This is a genomic window from Salinarimonas sp. NSM, from assembly GCF_052380005.1.
In the GTDB taxonomy this organism is placed as follows: Bacteria; Pseudomonadota; Alphaproteobacteria; order Rhizobiales; family Beijerinckiaceae; genus Salinarimonas.
In genome coordinates this window covers 105683-121618 of sequence record NZ_JBQTCJ010000002.1, presented here as the reverse complement: position 1 = coordinate 121618, position 15936 = coordinate 105683, and the positions used below count along the sequence as shown (strand labels likewise).

The 15936-nt window shown below is 71.6% G+C and carries 15 protein-coding genes and 1 tRNA gene; 7 read left to right on the top strand and 9 right to left on the bottom strand.

Features of this window, described 5'->3' with window-relative positions; translation table 11 throughout:
- Positions 1 to 221: 221 nt before the first annotated feature.
- The gene (locus ACTZWW_RS01895) at positions 222 to 1532 is read left to right on the top strand and encodes an ActS/PrrB/RegB family redox-sensitive histidine kinase (protein ID WP_444779234.1); all 1311 of its coding nucleotides are present in this window, start codon (positions 222 to 224) and stop codon (positions 1530 to 1532) included.
- A 175-nt stretch (positions 1533 to 1707) separates the two neighbouring features.
- Complete coding sequence (locus ACTZWW_RS01890; RefSeq protein WP_444779233.1) at positions 1708 to 2274, top strand: ActR/PrrA/RegA family redox response regulator transcription factor; 567 nt, start codon at positions 1708 to 1710, stop codon at positions 2272 to 2274.
- Between the two features lie 18 nt (positions 2275 to 2292).
- Here the strand turns inward: ACTZWW_RS01890 and fabI are convergent, their stop codons facing one another.
- The 3 genes from fabI to fabA form a co-directional block, all read right to left on the bottom strand.
- Positions 2293 to 3120, bottom strand: coding sequence for an enoyl-ACP reductase FabI (gene fabI, locus ACTZWW_RS01885; protein WP_444779232.1), 828 nt, complete (start codon positions 3118 to 3120; stop codon positions 2293 to 2295).
- 262 nt (positions 3121 to 3382) lie between these two features.
- Positions 3383 to 4606, bottom strand: coding sequence for a beta-ketoacyl-ACP synthase I (gene fabB / locus ACTZWW_RS01880; protein ID WP_444779231.1), 1224 nt, complete (start codon positions 4604 to 4606; stop codon positions 3383 to 3385).
- A gap of 56 nt (positions 4607 to 4662) precedes the next feature.
- Positions 4663 to 5193 carry a 3-hydroxyacyl-[acyl-carrier-protein] dehydratase FabA gene (fabA, locus tag ACTZWW_RS01875; RefSeq protein ID WP_444779230.1) on the bottom strand — a complete coding sequence of 177 codons (531 nt, stop codon included), beginning with the start codon at positions 5191 to 5193 and terminating at the stop codon, positions 4663 to 4665.
- A gap of 321 nt (positions 5194 to 5514) precedes the next feature.
- Between fabA and irr the strand changes: the two genes are divergently transcribed.
- On the top strand, positions 5515 to 6006 hold the full coding sequence (gene irr / locus ACTZWW_RS01870; RefSeq protein ID WP_444779229.1) for a Fur family transcriptional regulator Irr: 492 nt from the start codon (positions 5515 to 5517) through the stop codon (positions 6004 to 6006).
- Between the two features lie 89 nt (positions 6007 to 6095).
- On the opposite strand, the gene ACTZWW_RS01865 is transcribed toward irr, so the two are convergent.
- Positions 6096 to 6464 (bottom strand): hypothetical protein, encoded by a 369-nt coding sequence (locus tag ACTZWW_RS01865; protein WP_444779228.1) that lies wholly within the window; start codon positions 6462 to 6464, stop codon positions 6096 to 6098.
- Positions 6465 to 6783: 319 nt separating this feature from the next.
- Between ACTZWW_RS01865 and ACTZWW_RS01860 the strand changes: the two genes are divergently transcribed.
- Complete coding sequence (locus ACTZWW_RS01860) at positions 6784 to 8394, top strand: GMC family oxidoreductase (protein WP_444779227.1); 1611 nt, start codon at positions 6784 to 6786, stop codon at positions 8392 to 8394.
- Between the two features lie 15 nt (positions 8395 to 8409).
- Here the strand turns inward: ACTZWW_RS01860 and ACTZWW_RS01855 are convergent, their stop codons facing one another.
- The 4 genes from ACTZWW_RS01855 to glmM form a co-directional block, all read right to left on the bottom strand.
- Positions 8410 to 9228, bottom strand: coding sequence for an outer membrane protein (locus tag ACTZWW_RS01855; protein WP_444779226.1), 819 nt, complete (start codon positions 9226 to 9228; stop codon positions 8410 to 8412).
- 92 nt (positions 9229 to 9320) lie between these two features.
- The gene (locus ACTZWW_RS01850; protein WP_444779225.1) at positions 9321 to 10196 is read right to left on the bottom strand and encodes an outer membrane protein; all 876 of its coding nucleotides are present in this window, start codon (positions 10194 to 10196) and stop codon (positions 9321 to 9323) included.
- A gap of 20 nt (positions 10197 to 10216) precedes the next feature.
- The gene (locus ACTZWW_RS01845; RefSeq protein ID WP_444779224.1) at positions 10217 to 11083 is read right to left on the bottom strand and encodes an outer membrane protein; all 867 of its coding nucleotides are present in this window, start codon (positions 11081 to 11083) and stop codon (positions 10217 to 10219) included.
- A 245-nt stretch (positions 11084 to 11328) separates the two neighbouring features.
- Entirely contained in the window at positions 11329 to 12669 is a 1341-nt protein-coding gene (gene glmM, locus ACTZWW_RS01840) for a phosphoglucosamine mutase (RefSeq protein ID WP_444779223.1), read from the bottom strand.
- A 265-nt stretch (positions 12670 to 12934) separates the two neighbouring features.
- Between glmM and ACTZWW_RS01835 the strand changes: the two genes are divergently transcribed.
- Positions 12935 to 13011 (top strand) — tRNA-Arg (locus ACTZWW_RS01835).
- A gap of 164 nt (positions 13012 to 13175) precedes the next feature.
- On the opposite strand, the gene ACTZWW_RS01830 is transcribed toward ACTZWW_RS01835, so the two are convergent.
- Complete coding sequence (locus ACTZWW_RS01830; RefSeq protein WP_444779222.1) at positions 13176 to 14054, bottom strand: LysR family transcriptional regulator; 879 nt, start codon at positions 14052 to 14054, stop codon at positions 13176 to 13178.
- Between the two features lie 104 nt (positions 14055 to 14158).
- Between ACTZWW_RS01830 and ACTZWW_RS01825 the strand changes: the two genes are divergently transcribed.
- Positions 14159 to 14812 carry a class I SAM-dependent methyltransferase gene (locus tag ACTZWW_RS01825; RefSeq protein ID WP_444779221.1) on the top strand — a complete coding sequence of 218 codons (654 nt, stop codon included), beginning with the start codon at positions 14159 to 14161 and terminating at the stop codon, positions 14810 to 14812.
- 107 nt (positions 14813 to 14919) lie between these two features.
- Complete coding sequence (locus ACTZWW_RS01820) at positions 14920 to 15936, top strand: flagellar motor protein MotA (protein ID WP_444779220.1); 1017 nt, start codon at positions 14920 to 14922, stop codon at positions 15934 to 15936.

Here is a 15936-nt window from a genome sequence, read left to right as displayed (position 1 = left end):
GCCGACCTCGGCGGTCGGGTGTGACGCGAACCCACCCGATCCCCCGGCCGTTCCCCATCCTGGCGGGAATGCGGCGATCGGTCGACCGCATTCCTACATAGGACCTCTTATCACATCGTCTCTGTGTCGATACAGATCGCCGTCCGTCGGCGCGCGCACGAGACGCGCACGAGAACGGCGGCTCCTGTTCGAGCGACCTCTTCCACGCTACCTATTCTCCCGTGAACGCCATCGAGCCCCATCGCCTCACCGGAAGCGCCCGGCGCCTGCGCCTCGACACGCTCGTGCGCCTGCGCTGGCTCGCCGTGATCGGCCAGAGCGCGGCGGTGGCGGGCGTGCATTTCGGGCTCGGCTACGCCCTGGCCTTCGGCGCCTGCTTCGTGCTGATCGCGGCCTCGGCCTGGCTCAACCTCGCGCTCCGGGTCCGCTACCCCGCGAGCCACCGGCTGTCGGACGACGCGGCGACCTTCCTGCTCGCCTTCGACGTCGCCCAGCTCGCCGCCCTCCTGTTCCTCACGGGCGGCCTGCAGAACCCCTTCGCGATCCTGTTCCTCGCCCCGGTCCTGATCTCGGCGACGGCGCTCACGCCCAGGCGCACGCTGCTGCTGGGCGCGCTCGTCGTCGCCTGCGCCACCGCCCTCGGCTTCGCGCACCTGCCGCTGCCCTGGCGCGAGGGGGAGATGCTGGAACTGCCCTTCGTCTACGTGGTCGGCGTCTGGGCGGCGATCCTGCTCGGAACGGGCTTCACCGGCGTCTACGCCTGGCGCGTGGCGGAGGAGGCGCGCCAGCTCTCGCAGGCGCTCGCGGCGACCGAGCTCGTGCTCGCGCGCGAGCAGCATCTCTCCCAGATCGACGGCCTCGCCGCCGCCGCCGCGCACGAGCTCGGCACCCCGCTGGCGACGATCGCGCTCGTGGCCAAGGAGCTCTCGAAGCGGCTCGCCGGCAACGACGAGCTCGCCGAGGACGTCACCCTCCTGCGCGAGCAGGTCGAGCGCTGCCGCGGCATCCTCGGCCAGCTCACCTCGCGCGGGGATGAGGCTGACGGGGAGTTCCTCGAGCGCATGACGCTCATGCACCTCGTCGAGGACCTCGTCGACCCGATGCGCGGCATCGGCGTCGCCATCCGCGTCACCCGCACGGGCGAGGGCGCGCCGCCGCGTGGGCGGCGCAACGCGGGCCTCGTCTACGGGCTCACCAACCTGCTCGACAACGCGGTCGACTTCGCCGACGACGAGGTCGTGGTCGAGGCGGGCTGGGACGAGCGGCAGGTCTGGATCGAGATCCGCGACGACGGCCCGGGCTTTCCCGCCGAGGTGCTGCTGCGGCTCGGCGAGCCCTACGTCACGACCCGCGGGCACGACAAGCGCGGGCCCGAGGAGGAGGCCGCGGGCCACGGGCTCGGCGTCTTCATCGCGAAGACGCTGATCGAACGCACGGGCGCGCAGCTCACCCTCACCAACGGCCCCGCCCCCGAGGTCGGCGCCATCGCCCGCGTGGCCTGGTCGCGCGCCGCGTTCGAGGCCGGCGGCTGAGCATTCCGTCGACCAATCGTTCATCACGAGAACGTGACCGACGGCGCTGCGCTGGATAAGCCCGCCGGGCGTCCTACATGACTTTTCAACGGAACGACTCGGCACGTGAGGACGAGCCGACTGGGCGGGTGTGGGACGGGCGCAGTCCGGCCACCGAAGCAGGAGTACGAGGACGATGGTCGAAGCGCAGAGCCTGGAGGCCCCGACACGGACGCAGGAGGACATGACCCTCCTCATCGTCGATGACGACCGCCCCTTCTCGACGCGCCTCGCGCGCGCCATGGAGAGCCGCGGCTACGTGGTTCGGGTGGCCGAGAGCGTCGCGGACGGCATCGCCGCCGTCGACGGCGCGCCCCCCGCCTTCGCGGTGATCGACATGCGGCTGGGCGACGGCAACGGGCTGGAGGTGATCACGCGCCTCAAGGAGAAGCGGCCCGATGCACGCGGTGTGGTGCTCACCGGCTACGGCAACATCGCCACCGCCGTGACCGCCGTGAAGCTCGGCGCCTTCGACTACCTCGCCAAGCCCGCCGACGCCGACGAGATCGACGCGGCGCTGCGGGCCGAGCCCGGCGCCCGCGCCGAGCCGCCGGAGAACCCGATGTCGGCGGACCGGGTGCGCTGGGAGCACATCCAGCGCGTCTACGAGCTGTGCGGCCGCAACGTGTCGGAGACGGCGCGGCGCCTCAACATGCATCGCCGCACCCTCCAGCGCATCCTGGCCAAGCGCGCGCCGCGCTGACGACGCCGGGGGCAACCCTCAGGCGTCGGTGACGCCGGCGTCGTCCTGCGCCTTGAGCACGTCCGGGCGCGGCATCGAGACGATGTTGTAGCCCGAATCGACGTGGTGGATCTCGCCGGTCACCCCGCCGGCGAGGTCCGAAAGCAGGTAGAGCGCCGAGCCGCCGATCTCGTCGAGGGTCACCGTGCGCCGGAGAGGCGCGTTCGCCGCCTGGTGGGCGTACATCAGGCGCGCGTCCGCGATGCCGGCGCCCGCGAGCGTGCGCACCGGCCCGGGCGAGAGCGCGTTGACGCGGATACCCTCGGGCCCCAGGTCGTTGGCGAGATAGCGCACCGAGGCCTCGAGCGCCGCCTTGGCGAGGCCCATGACGTTGTAGTTCGGCATCACCCGGCTCGAGCCGCCGTAGGTCAGCGTGAGGAGCGCGCCGCCCGTGCCCATGCGCTTGGCCGCGCGCTGCGCCACCTCGGTGAAGGAGAAGGCCGAGATCACCATCGTGCGCGAGAAGTTCTCCCGCGTCGTGGCGTCGATGTAGCGGCCCTTGAGCTCGGCCTTCGCCGAGAAGCCGATCGCGTGGACGACGAAGTCGAGCCTGCCGTCCCAGGCCTCGTCGAGCCGGGCGAAGGCGGCGTCGAGCGTCGCGACGTCCTCGACGTCGCAGGGGATCGCGAGATCGGAGCCGACGGACTGCGCGAGCGGCGTCACCCGCCGGCCGAGCGCCTCGCCCTGGTAGGTGAAGGCGAGCTCGGCCCCGTGCGCAGCGAGCGTGCGCGCGATGCCCCAGGCGATCGAATGGTCGTTGGCGACGCCCATGATCAGGCCCCGCTTGCCCTGCATCAGCCCGGTCATCGTGTCGGTCTCCTGGTCGCTTCTTCTAGGATCATCGAGTTGCGTGGATGCGGCGTCGAGCTCTTCACCCGGCGCCCCACACCCCCGGCCCCTCTCCACCAGGGAGAGGGGAGGGCGTCGCGTGTGCCGCGGGCGTCTCGACCATCCGTCCGGCGGCGGGATGTGCGCGCCGCTCATGCCGGCTGCGCCGGTCTCCCCTCTCCCTCGTGGAGAGGGGCCGGGGGTGTGGGGCGTCGAGGAGAAAGCGCGACGCCGCGAAACACTACGCCTCCAAGCGCTTCATCACGATCGTCGCGTTCGTCCCGCCGAACCCGAACGAGTTCGACAGCACGCAGCCGAGCGAGACCCCGTCGCGGCGCTCGCGCACGATCGGCATGTCGGCGAAGGACGGGTCGAGCTCCTCGATGTTGGCGGAGGCGCAGATGAAGTCGTTGTTCATCATCAGGAGGGAGTAGATCGCTTCCTGCACGCCGGTGGCGCCGAGCGAATGACCGGTGAGCGACTTCGTGGCGGCGATCGGCGGGCACGCGTCGCCCGTGCCGAAGACCTCGCGCAACGCCTCGATCTCCTTCTCGTCGCCGACCGGCGTCGAGGTGGCGTGCGGGTTGATGTAGTCGACGGGCACCTTCACGGTCGACAGCGCCTGGCGCATGCAGCGCACCGCGCCCTCGCCCGAGGGGGCGACCATGTCGTAGCCGTCGGAGGTGGCGCCGTAGCCGACGATCTCGCCGTGGATCCTCGCGCCGCGTGCACGCGCGTGCTCGTACTCCTCGAGCACCAGCACGCCGGCGCCGCCGGCGATGACGAACCCGTCGCGGTTGACGTCGTAGGCCCGCGACGCGACGGCGGGCGTGTCGTTGTACTTCGTCGACATGGCGCCCATGGCGTCGAACAGGTTCGACATGGTCCAGTCGAGATCCTCGCAGCCTCCGGCGAAGATCACGTCCTGGCGACCCATCGCGATGGTCTCGTAGGCGTTGCCGATGCAATGGTTCGAGGTCGCGCAGGCGGACGAGATCGAGTAGTTCACGCCCTTGATCTTGAACCAGGTCGCGAGCGTGGCCGACGCGGTCGAGGACATCGACTTGGGCACCGCGAAGGGGCCGATGCGCTTGGGACCCTTGTCCTGCGTGATCGCCGCCGCCTCGACGACGGTGCGCGTGGAAGGTCCGCCCGAGCCCATGATGATGCCGGTGCGCTCGTTGGAGACCTCGCCGGGCTCGAGCCCCGAATCGGCGATCGCCTCGTCCATGGCGACGTGGTTCCAGCCCGTGCCGCGGGCGTGGAAGCGCATGGCACGCCGGTCGACCTTCTCCTCGGGCACGACGCGCGGAGCGCCGTGGACGCGGCAGCGGAAGTTCAGCCGCGCGTAGTCCTCGGCGAAGACGATGCCCGAGCGCCCCTGGCGCAGGCTCTCGAGCACCTGGGGAATGTCGTCCCCGATCGAGGAGACGATGCCCATCCCCGTGACGACGACGCGCCTCATTCGCTGATACCTCCCTGTCCGGCCCGCGCTCGCGCCTGTCCGGCGTCTCGGCGGGCTCAGCCGCCCGCGGCCTCGGCCTGGAACAGGCCCACCCGCAGGTCCTTCGCCTCGTAGATGCGCCGGCCGTCCGCCTCGAGGAAGCCGTCGGCGATGCCGAGGACGAGCTTCGAGCGGAACACGCGCTTCAGGTCGACGCCGTAGACCACCTTGCTCACGCTCGGCAAGACCTGGTCGGAGAACTTCACCTCGCCCACCCCGAGCGCGCGGCCGCGCCCGTGCGCGCCGAGCCAGCCGAGATGGAAGCCGCACAGCTGCCAGAGCGCGTCGACGCCCAGGCAGCCGGGCATGACGGGATCGCCCTTGAAGTGGCAGGCGAAGAACCAGAGGTCCGGGCGCACGTCGAGCTCGGCGCGGACGTGGCCCTTGCCGTAGGCCCCGCCGTCCTCGCCGATCGAGGTGATCCGATCGAACATCAGCATCGGCGGCAGCGGAAGCTGGGCGTTGCCGGGGCCGAACAGCTCGCCGCGTCCGCAGGCGAGCAGCTCCTCGTAGGAGTATTCGGGCTTTCTGGCGAGCGTCTGGCTCATGCGTGCGGCCGGTCCTCTTCTGGTCTCACGAATCCCGTCCTGGCCGAAGGCGGACCCGCGGCTCGGGACGGCCCTGGTAACACACGTTGCGAGCCGCGCGAAAGCGCGGATCGGTGCCGCTCGCGAAGCGGGCCGGTGCCGGGCGCGCGGCTTCGCCACCTCCGATCGACCGTTGCAGCCGTGCGCGCGCCGACGTCCCGGTGAGACGCTTCCGTGCTTTGCCGGGTTGCGGGTGCGGCGCGCAAACCCTACAAAGGAAAGAACGAGCGCCCCGCGCGGGCGTTCCCGCCGCTCACCCGAACGAGGCGTCACGACTCCGCCATGGATCACAGCGCTCCTTCCGCGTCCCCTGCCGCCCCCTTCGCCGGCGCGCAGGCCGGGCGCCCCGGCTGCCCGCTCTCGAACCTGCGCGACAAGCTGCGCCGGGTCGGCCTGAGGCCGACGCGCCAGCGGGTTTCCCTCGGCTGGCTCTTGTTCGGCAAGGGCGACCGGCACATCACGGCCGAGATGCTCTACGACGAGGCGATGCGCGCGCGCGTCCCCGTCTCGCTCGCGACCGTGTACAACACGCTCCACCAGTTCACCGAGGCGGGCCTGCTGCGCCAGCTCGCGGTGGACGGGTCCAAGGCTTATTTCGACACGAACCCGACCGAGCACCACCACTTCTTCGTCGAGGGCGAGGAGGAGCTGATGGACGTGCCGGCCGAGGGCGTGACCGTGATGGACCTGCCCGAGCCGCCGGAAGGCTTCGAGGTCGCCCGCGTGGACGTCGTGGTCCGCCTGCGGCGCAAGGACGCACGCCGCCGCGCGTGAGCGGCGTCGAGCCGACAGGTCCGCCTGCTTCGAGGTGAAACGGCCTCGGGGCGAGGTGGCCAGCGCGCGGCCTGTCCATCAGACGGTCGTCACCAAAGGGTCGTCGCGTCCTCATCGTCTCGGGAGATCGCGCCGCGCTCGGTGAACAAGTCGACGTACGGCGTGTAGCGGTAGACGCGGTTTCGCCGCTGACCGGTGATCTCCTCCAGTATTCCCGCCACTGCGAGACGCTGCACGATCTGGTTGGCTGCCGCATACGAGACGTTCAGAGCGAGAGCCATCTCGTTGACGGTGATGATCGGCCGTTGGAACAGCCGCTCCAGCACGATCAGCCCGTTGGCCGCGGCACCCCCATCTCGCGGGTCACCAGCAGCCGGTGTCTCTCCGGCAGATGGTCGCAAAATCAGAGCGTCGCTGTTTCGCCGTCTGCCGACGTCGTATCGGATGTCGGTCTGCATTTAGCATGGGGTGGCAGCTCCCGCCATATATCGCCCAGCCTATAATAAAGGGCGCCCTTGCAGGTCATATATTGGCGAGCCTGAAATATGGCCGTCGCGCTCAGGCCGTATTTCGGCCTTCCCCCGATATGGCTCTCCAGCGCGGCCCCCATCGTGCTTCCCCCTCATCACGCCACCGCGTCCGCATCTCTCCGGGTACGCGCCCCGCCTCCGCCACCGTCTCGCGCCCGAGCGGCGCTTGCGCACATGCGCATCGTCACGGGCGCGTGCGCGCGCTAGGGTCCCGCCGCGAACGTGACCATTTGGCGAGAGCGGGGCCGTGCAGGATCTCGGGACATACGACTACGTCGTCGTCGGCGCCGGCTCGGCCGGCTGCGTCGTCGCCAACCGGCTCTCGCGCGATCCGTCGGTGCGCGTCCTCCTGCTGGAGGCCGGGGGCAAGGACGACTGGATCTGGTTCCACATCCCCGTGGGGTACCTCTTCGCCATCGGCAACCCGCGCGCGGACTGGATGCTCAGGACCGAGCCGGTGCCGGGGCTGAACGGGCGCAGCCTCGCCTATCCCCGCGGCAAGGTGATCGGCGGCTCGTCCGCCATCAACGCGATGATCTACATGCGCGGCCAGGCGCAGGACTACGACGGCTGGCGCCAGCTCGGCCTCGAGGGCTGGGGCTGGGAGGACGTGCGGCCCGTCTTCCGCCAGCACCAGGACCACGCGCGGCCGGACGAGCATCACGGTGCGGGCGGCGAGTGGCGCGTCGATTATCCGCGCGTTCGCTGGGCGCTGCTCGACGCCGTCATCGACGCCTGCGTCGCCGCCGGCATCCCGGCGACCGACGACTTCAACCGCGGCGACAATTCCGGGGTCGGCTACTTCCAGGTCAACCAGAAGGGCGGCCGGCGCTGGTCGAGCGCCCGCGGCTTCCTGAAGCCCGCCCTCTCGCGGCCGAACCTGCGGCTCGAGACGGGGGTGAGCGTCGAGCGCGTCGTGATCGAGGACGGGCGCGCGGCCGGCGTCGTGCTCTCGCGCGGCGGCGAGACGTTCACCGCGCAGGCCTCCGGCGAGGTCGTGCTCTGCGCGGGAGCGGTGAAGTCGCCGCAGATCCTGGAGCTCTCCGGCGTCGGCGACGGCGCGCGGCTGCAGGCACTCGGCATCGAGACGCGCCGGCACCTGCCCGGCGTCGGCGAGAACCTCCAGGACCATCTCCAGCTGCGGCCGATCTTCAAGGTCGAGGGCGTGCGCACCTTGAACGAGGACTACGGAAAGCTCTGGCGGCGCGCCTGGATGGGGCTCGAGTACGCGCTCTCCCGGCGCGGGCCGCTGACCATGGCGCCCTCGCAGCTCGGCGCCTTCGCCCGCTCCTCGCCGGACTACGAGACTCCCAACCTGCAATTCCACTTCCAGCCGCTGTCGCTCGACAAGTTCGGCGACGCGCCCCATCCCTTCGCGGCCTTCACCGCGAGCGTGTGCAACCTGCGCCCGACGAGCCGAGGCTCGGTCCACGCCGCGAGCCCGGACCCGCACGCGCCGCCGGCGATCCAGCCCAACTACCTCGATACGGAGGAGGACCGCCGCGTCGCAGCCGATTCGATCCGGCTCGCCCGGCGCATCGTCGCGCAGCCGCCCCTCGCGCGCTTCCGGCCGCAGGAGTTCAAGCCGGGGCCCGACCTCGACGGCGACGAGGCGCTGGCGAGGGCCGCGGGCGAGATCGGCACGACGATCTTCCACCCCGTCGGCACGGCGAAGATGGGGCTCGCCTCCGATCCGACGGCGGTGCTCGACGCGCGGCTCCGCGTGCACGGGATCGCCGGCCTGCGGGTCGTCGACGCCTCCGCGATGCCGCGGATCACGTCGGGCAACACCAACTCGCCCACCATCATGATCGCCGAGAAGGCGAGCGCGATGATCCTCGAGGCGCGCGGCGGCTGAGGCCCCGCGGCGACGTCAGAACTTCACGCCGGCGGCGCCGCGCAGGGTGCTCAGCGACACCTCGGACCCCCCGGCGTCGGGGAAGAAGGCGTACTGCCATTCGCCGCGCAGGAAGATGTTCTCGGTCAGCGCCACGTCGATGCCGGCGCCGCCGGCCAGGCCGATGGTGGTGCCGCTGCTCGGGGAGGTCTCGCTCCAGGCGAACGGCCCGCGATTGGGCAGCGTCTGGTGGTTCGTCTCGGAATAGACGAGATCGGTCCGACGGGTGCGCTCGTACTGGGCGAGCGCCACGCCACCGGTGATGAAGGGCAGGAAGTCGCCGATCGTGTAGCCGGCGCGGGCGCGCAGCGTGACGACGTTGTCGAGCGCGAGGTCGAAGGTCCCGCTGGCGACGGCGTTCCCGAGGAAGCCGTTGCTCAGCTGCCGCGAGCGGCCGAGCGTATCCGAGCCGGAGACCCGATGCTCGCCGCGCGCGAAGTCCAGCTCGATGCCGAGCACGGCTTCTGAGAACTGGAAATTGTATCCGGCGAAGGCGCCGTACACCGCCTCCTTGGAGTCGCGGACGACCGGCTGGATGAAGGTCGAGACCCGCATCTCGTTTTCGATCACCGTGTCGCGCAGATGCCGCGAGATCGGCTCCGCGAAGACGCCCGTCGCGTCGGAGCTCATCTGCCCGTAGCCGGCGGTGAGGCCGAAATAGCCGCCCTGCCAAGTCGTTACGGGTGTCACGCCGAAACCCTGCGCGCCGCGCAGGGGGCCGAGGTCGACGGCGCCGGCGACGCCCGGGAGGAGGGTGACGGCGGTGGCGAAGGCGACCGCGATGGACGTACGCATGGCGAGGAATCCCCTTCGGAAGCCCTATGGCGGGTCTCACTCTCGACGACGATAGTCTTCCGGTAACGTTAATGCTTGGTTGCCGCCACGCCTCAGAACGCGCGCGAGAGCGGGGAGTCGTGGGGCGTCTCCGGCGCGGGCTCGGCGAAGCTCCAGCGCAGGCCGATGCGGGCCTCGTGCGCCGAGAGCGCGTCGGCCGCGATGCGCGTGCCGCCGACGAAGCCGGTCGCCGCCTCCCCCAGATGAACGTAGCGGTAGTTCAGGTCGAGGCTGAGGCTGCGCCCCGCGTCGACCGAGACGCCGGCCGTGAGCGCGTAGGCGAAGCTGCCCGTCGTCTCGTGGGCGCGGTCGAGCCCAGCGAGGGAAACGCCGGCGACCGCGCACGGGGCCGGGCAGCCCGAGACGGTGAGCCCGTCGAGGCTGTTCCAGGCCCAGCCGACGCCCGCACCGACATAGGGCGTGAAGCCGTGCCAGGTGCCCAGGTCGAGATAGGCGTTGGCGAGCAGCGCTGTCGAGGAGAAGGTCGACGTCCCGCGCGCACCGGCGACGGGCGTGCCGGAGAAGATCTCCGCGTCGAGCCCGCCGCGGTGATCCGCGGTGACGTCGAAGCGAAGCCAGGAGTTGGCCTTGTAGCCCGCCCCGAGCCCGAACCCGACGCCGCCGTCGACCGTCGCGCCCGGAAAGGCCGCGACGGCGCCGTTCGTGGCGGTGACGTCCGGATCCCGGAGCGTGGCGTGGAAGATGTCTCCGCGCAGGTACCATCCGGAGCCGACCGGCGCCGCCGGCGCCGGCTCGATCGCCGGCAGGGGCGGCAGGTCCCCCATGTCCGCGGCTCCCACGTCCGCGGCTCCCATGTCCGCGGCGTGGGCCGGCGCGAGCGCCGGCACGGCGAGCGCGCTCGCGACCACGGCGGCCGCGACGCGGCGTCGGCCGATGAGCAGGAGCGCGGGCACGGTCGAGGCGGGCATGCGCGGATCTCCCTCGTCGATCAGAAGCTGCGGCTGAGCGGTGCGGGATGGACGGCCCGGGCGGGAGCCTGCAGGTTCCAGCGCATGCCGAGCTTCAGGTCGTGCGAGTGGATCGCGTCGATCTCCCACTCGTCGCGCACCGTGCTGACGCCGTCGAAGCGGTAGGTCTCGCCGGTGCCGCCGTCGCCCATGGCGAGGTAGCGGTAGCCGAGCTCGAGCGACAGGTTCGGCGAGACCTCGTAGCCCAGGCCGGCGTAGAGCGCCCAGGCGAAGTTCGTCCGCGACTCCTTGTCGGCGTAGGTGACGCTGTTGCTGAAGGCGGAGACGTTGCTCGGGAAGATCGTGCCGATGTCGCGGAAGTTGTCGATCGTCACGTGCGCGAAGCCGATGCCGGCGCCGACGAAGGGCGTCACGCCGTACCAGGTGCCGAGATCGAGGTAGCCGTTGACGAGGCCGACCCACTCGGTCTTGTCGAAGTAGAGCTCGTTCGTCTGGTTGAAGCCGTTCGCGCCGATCCACCGGACGCGGTCGAGCCCGCGGTAATGCGCGCGTCCGCGGTACTCGCCGGTCACGTCGGCACGGAACCAGGAATTGAAGCGATAACCCGCGCCGACGCCGACGAAGCCCGCGGAGGAGAAGTCGGACTGCAGCGTCTCGACGGCGGCCGCGGGCTGGGCGGCATCGAGCAGCGGGTTCTTCGGATCGTCGGAGCGCTGGTTCGACAGGCCGATGTCGCCGCGCAGGTACCAGCCGCCGGCGAAGCTCTCGACGGCGACGGGGACGGGTGCGGGCGGAAGGGTGGGCAGGTCGGCGGCGCTGGCGCTCGTCGCGATGACGCCGCCGACGGCGGCGAGGGCGGCCACGAGGGCCGGCTCGAGGCGAATCATGGCGTGGTGTCCCCGTTCTCGTCGCGGCGGGCGAACGGCCCGCGGCTCTCACGAAGGGGACGATTGCAGGATTTCCTTAAGCACAGCTTAACCTTAAGCGTTAGGGTTAAGCCTCCGTGACCGGTCGCCGTCCCCCGCCGGGGCCGATCGCTTCGGACGGTGGCGTGGCCGCGCTCCCACCGGCCGCGAAGGGGGGGCGAGCACGGCGTGCCCTCGGGACGGCGTACGGCGGCCTCGCGGCGGCGTCAGGCCGCCGCGCGGGTCACGGCGAGCGCGATCTCGTCGACCACCTCGAGCACGAGGGCGCGGTCGTCGCCCTCCGCCATGACACGAATCACCGGCTCGGTGCCGGACGGGCGGATGACGAGGCGCCCGCCGTCGCCGAGCCGCGAGCGCGCCGCCTCGATGGCGGAGGCGACGGCGACGTCCTCCAGCGGGCGCCCGCCGGCGTAGCGTACGTTCTTGAGGATCTGCGGCAGCGGCTCGAAGCAGTGGCAGACCTCCGACACCGGCCGCTCGGAGCGCTTGACCACCGCGAGCAGCTGCAGCGCCGCGATGAGGCCGTCGCCCGTCGTGGCGTAGTCGGAGAGGATGACGTGGCCGGACTGCTCGCCGCCGAGGTTGTAGCCGCCCTCGCGCATGCGCTCGAGCACGTAGCGATCGCCCACCGCCGTGCGCTCGAGCGAGAGGCCGAGGCTCTCCAGGTAGCGCTCGAGGCCGAGGTTCGACATCACGGTCGCGACGATGCCGGGGCGCGAGAGCCGCCCGTCCTCGTGCCAGCTGCGGGCGATCGCCGCCATCAGCTGGTCGCCGTCGACGACGCGGCCCTTCTCGTCGACGACGATCACCCGGTCGGCGTCGCCGTCGAGCGCGATGCCGACGTCGGCGCGCAGCTCGCGCACCTTCTGGACGAGCGCCTCGGGCGCGGTGGAGCCGACGTCGCGGTTGATGTTGAACCCGTTGGGCTCGACGCCGATGGCGATGACCTCGGCGCCGAGCTCCCACAGGGCCTCGGGCGCGACGCGGTAGGCGGCGCCGTTGGCGCAGTCGAGCACGATGCGCAGGCCCTCGAGGTCGAGGAGGCGCGGCAGCGTGCGCTTGGCGAACTCGATGTAGCGGGCGTGCACGCCCTCGACGCGCTTGGCGCGCCCGAGCCCGGCGGAGGGCGCGAGCCGGCGCGTCAGGTCGCCGTCGATCAGCGCCTCGATCTCGCGCTCGACGCCGTCGGAGAGCTTGTAGCCGTCCGGCCCGAACAGCTTGATGCCGTTGTCCTCGAACGGGTTGTGCGAGGCGGAGATCATCACGCCGAGATCCGCGCGCATGGAGCGTGTGAGCATGGCCACCGCCGGCGTCGGCATCGGGCCGAGCAGGAGCGTGTCCATGCCCACCGAGGTGAAGCCGGCGACGAGCGCGTTCTCGATCATGTAGCCGGACAGCCGCGTGTCCTTGCCGATGACGACCCGGTGGCGGTGATCGCCCCGCCGGAAGGCGAGGCCGGCGGCCTGCCCGACCCTGAGCGCGAGCTCGGGCGTGATGGTGACGTTGGCGCGGCCGCGGATGCCGTCGGTTCCGAAATGCTTGCGCAAGGGGGCGTGCTCCGGTCGTGATCCGAGGTCGGTCGTGCGGCGGCGCGGACCGACCGGGGTGGTCCAGAACACCCGCACGGCGCGCGCCGTCAAGCGCAGGGTGGCACGGCAGCCTTCAAATTCGGTAAGCGATTGTTACGGAGGGGCTTGCGGGCGGCGGGAGCGCGGGGAGAGAGGACCGGTGGCGGGGAGATGTCGGCGCGCGATCCCCGCGTCATCCCCCTTGCCGCCCCGCCGCCTTTGGGCTACCAACACCGCACGGCAGGCGCCCGTAGCTCAGCTGGATAGAGCGTTGGATTCCGATTCCAAAGGTCACAGGTTCGAATCCTGTCGGGCGCGCCATCTCACGGCATCCTCTTCGATCTGACGCCGGCCCCACCGAAGGGGATTGACGGCGGAGTGCGTGAGCGTCTCGACGCCATCGCCGGCCCGAGCCTGCGGGGGTGAGCCCGCCGAATCCCGTCCCCCGTCCCGGGACAGCGGACACCACCGCTCTCCACCCCCCCTCACCCACCCCCCAACCCCTCCGCCAGCGCCTCGAACACCACCCGCACCCGCCGGCTCGTGCGCATCTCCCCATGCGTCACGAGCCAGAGCGGCACCGGGGTGCCGGGCGTGTCGGGGAAGAGGCGTACGAGGCCGCCGAGGCGCTCGGCGATGCCTTCGAGGACGATGCCGACACCCAGCCCGCGGCGGACGAGCTCCCAGATCACGACCGCGTTCTCGGAGACGACGCGGACGTCCTCCTCGGCGCACGCGTGGCCCTGCGCCGCCAGGTGCTCGACGAAGCGCGCGAGCGGCTCGAAGCCGAGGATCTCGCCCGGCGGGACCTCGGCCAACGTGCGCGGGCGGCCGTTGCGGGCGATCCAGCCCTCGGCGGCGTAGAAGTGGGCGGTCGTCTCCCCGACCTTCCGGCCGATCAGCTCGGGCTCGGTCGGGCGCACGTGGCGCACCGCGATGTCGGCCTCGCGCCGGCGCAGGTCGGAGAGCGCGTTCGAGGCGAGGAGGACGAGGGTGACCCGCGGCGCCTCGCGGCGCAGGCGCGCGACGACGTCGGGCAGGAGATGCGCGCACACGGCGTCGGTCGCCGAGATCGTCACGCGGCCCGAGACGTCGGCCGCCCGGCCCGCCGCCGCGAGCGCCATCGCGTCGGCCGCGGTCCCCATCGCCCGCGCGTGCTCGAGCAGCACGCGGCCCAGGTCGGTGAGGACGAGGCGCTTGCCGACGCGATCGAACAGCGTCGCGCCGAGCATGGCCTCGAGCGCCGCCACCTGGCGCGACAGCGTCGGCTGCGTCGCCCCGATGCGCCGCGCTGCGGCGGAGAGCGAGCCGGCTTCCGCGGTGGCGCGGAAGGCGCGCACGAGGTTCCAGTCGAGCCCATCCATACGCCAATGTATGAGCGATCGCCGAATTTCCGCAATTCCCAACGAAGGTGCATGACCGCTAAGCGGGGCCGCGACACGACAGGGATCGAGGAAGGAGGATCGTCATGCACGCCGTGAGGACGGACGCGCGGTTCTGGGACCGGATCGCGCCGCGCTACGCCAGATCGAAGATCGGCGACCCGGAAGGGTTCGAGCGCACGCTCGCGGCCACCGCGGCGCGGCTCGCGGCCGCTGCCCATGTGCTCGAGATCGGCTGCGGCACCGGGACGGCGGCGTTGCGCCTGGCGCCCGGCGTCGCGCGCTACGTCGCGAGCGACGTGTCGGGGGCGATGATCGCCATCGCGCGGGAGAAGGCGCGCGCGGCGGGCTGCACCAACCTCGACCTCGTCGTGGGCGGGGCGGAGGACGTCTCCGCATACGCAGCCCCGCCGGAGGGCGGCTTCGACGCGGTGCTCGCCTTCAACGTGCTCCACCTCGTCGCCGACCTGCCGGCGACGCTGGCGCGCCTGCGCGACGCGCTCGCGCCCGGCGGGCTCCTGATCTCGAAGACGCCGTGCCTGCGCGAGATGAACCCGGTCCTGCGCCTCGTCGTGCCGGCCATGCGGCTGGTGCGCATGGCCCCGTCCGCCGTCGCCTTCGTGACGGCGGAGGATCTGGAGGCGGCGATGCGTGCCGCCGGCTTCGAGATCGTCGAGCGGGCGCGCCACGGTTCCGGGCGCAAGGACCCGCGGGTCTATCTCGTGGCGCGTCGTGCCTAGACGCACGCCCGCGGCGCCCCCGCGGAAGTCCCGCACGGGCGCGCATTCGGCTTGACGGGGCGTCCTCGGGTGGTCACCTATGCGTGAACGGGGTGAGTGGGAGCACGATGGCGGCCGCGTCCAGAATCCAGACGAGCAAGCGATCCTCCAGCGCCCCCTTGAGCGCCCCGCGGATCTACCTGATCCGCATGGGCGTGTTCCTGGTGCTGGCGGGCTTCCTCGCCTTCATCCTCTACGAGCCGATCTGGGAGGCGTTCCTCGCCAATCCCGGGCTGAACGGCATCATCGTCGGCGTGCTGCTCATCGGCATCGTGCTGGCCGTGCGGCAGGTGGTGCGCCTCTTCCGGGAGACGCGCTGGGTCAACTCCGTCGACCTCGAGACCGGCGAGAGCGTCGCGACGCGCCACCCGGTCCTGCTCGCGCCGGTGGCGCAGGTGGTCAACGCGCGTGCCAACGGCGGCGGGCCGATCGGCATCCCGGTCGCGACGCTGCGCTCGCTCCTCGATTCGGTCGCGGCGCGCCTCGACGAGAGCCGCGAGATCGTGCGCTACCTCGCGGGCCTCCTCATCCTGCTGGGCCTGCTCGGCACGTTCTGGGGCCTGATCGAGACGGTGGGGGCGGTGGGCGAGAACATCGCCGCGCTGCGCTCGGGCGGTGACGCCGCCGTGCTCTTCGACGAGCTGAAGTCGAGCCTCGCCGCGCCGCTGACGGGCATCGGCATCGCCTTCTCGTCCTCGCTGTTCGGGCTGGGCTCCTCGCTCGTCGTCGGCTTCCTCGACCTGCAGGCGGGCCAGGCGCAGAACCGCTTCTTCACCGAGCTCGAGGATCACCTCTCCGCCCACGCGGTCGAGGACGCGCCCCCGCCGAGCCTCGCCAAGGCCGGCCCCGCGGGCGTGCCGCCGGAGCTCGCCGCGGCGATCGCGCGGCTCTCGCAGGTCGTCGAGAGCGGCGGCGGCGGGCGCCAGACCTCGCAGGCGATGGCGAACCTGGCCGAGGGCATCCAGGGCCTCGTGCAGCACATGCGCGCCGAGCAGCAGATGATCCGCGACTGGGTGGAGGCGCAGGCCCAGCGCGAGAAGGAGCTCAAGCAGGTCCTCGAGCGGATCGCCGGCGAGAAGGCCTGA